This is a genomic window from Natrinema soli, from assembly GCF_028618695.1.
In genome coordinates this window covers 1-812 of the sequence record NZ_JAQIVI010000115.1, presented here as the reverse complement: position 1 = coordinate 812, position 812 = coordinate 1, and the positions used below count along the sequence as shown (strand labels likewise).

The following is an 812-nucleotide window of genomic DNA, read 5'->3' as shown; positions in this document are numbered from 1 at the left end:
GGCCCTCGCGGGCCGCCTTGCTGGCCGATATCGCGGCGAGCCGCGCCCTCGAGCCGTGGGTTCCCGACTGGCCCGCCTACCCACCCGAGACGAGAGGCGAGGTGCTCAACGGCCTTCGGATGTTCCTCGAGACCTGTCCGTCCGGCGGCGACGTGCGGATGGGCGAGGAGGTCGTCGAATCCTGCTGTACGTCACACGAGGTTGTCGCGGTCACCTGCGAGGAGACTGGTGAACGGCTCTTCGAACAGCGGCTCTCCGACGTCGACGCCTGACCGGCCCCCTCGCTCGATTCCGGTCGTTGCGAGTCGCGCTCGCCGGCCCGTGCCGTCGCTTTTTTCGCATCGGCTGTCGACCACCGCACCATGGAGACGATCAGTTTCGGCACCGACGGCTGGCGGGCGACGCTCGAGGAGTTCACGGCCCCGCGGGTTCGGATGGTGGGGCAGGCGGTCGCTACCTATCTGACCGACGAGGGGATAGCGGGGCCGGTCGCGGTCGGGTACGACGCCCGGGAGACCTCGCGCGGGTTCGCCGAGGAACTGTCGCGCACGCTGTGTGCGAACGGGTTCGACGTGTTGCTCGCGGATCGCGATCGGCCGACGCCGCTCATTGCCTACGCGATCGTCGACCGCGACCTCGCGGGGGGGCTGGTCATTACGGCTTCGCACAACCCGCCGGAGTACAACGGCGTCAAGTTCATTCCCGAGGACGGCGCACCGGCCCTGCCCGCCGTCACTGACGCCATCGCGGATCGTCTCGCCGACCCCGACCCGCTCCCCGAGGGCGAGCACGGTATCGCCCGCGAGGTCGAC

1 protein-coding gene and 1 pseudogene are annotated in these 812 nt (G+C 69.8%); both read left to right on the top strand.

What is annotated here, in order from left to right:
* The coding region (locus PGX04_RS07865; RefSeq protein ID WP_465263802.1) for a DUF8054 domain-containing protein at window positions 1-272 on the top strand (272 nt) is incomplete at its 5' end.
* 90 nt (window positions 273-362) lie between these two features.
* Window positions 363-812: pseudogene (locus PGX04_RS07860) on the top strand (phosphoglucomutase/phosphomannomutase family protein); the annotation flags it as partial.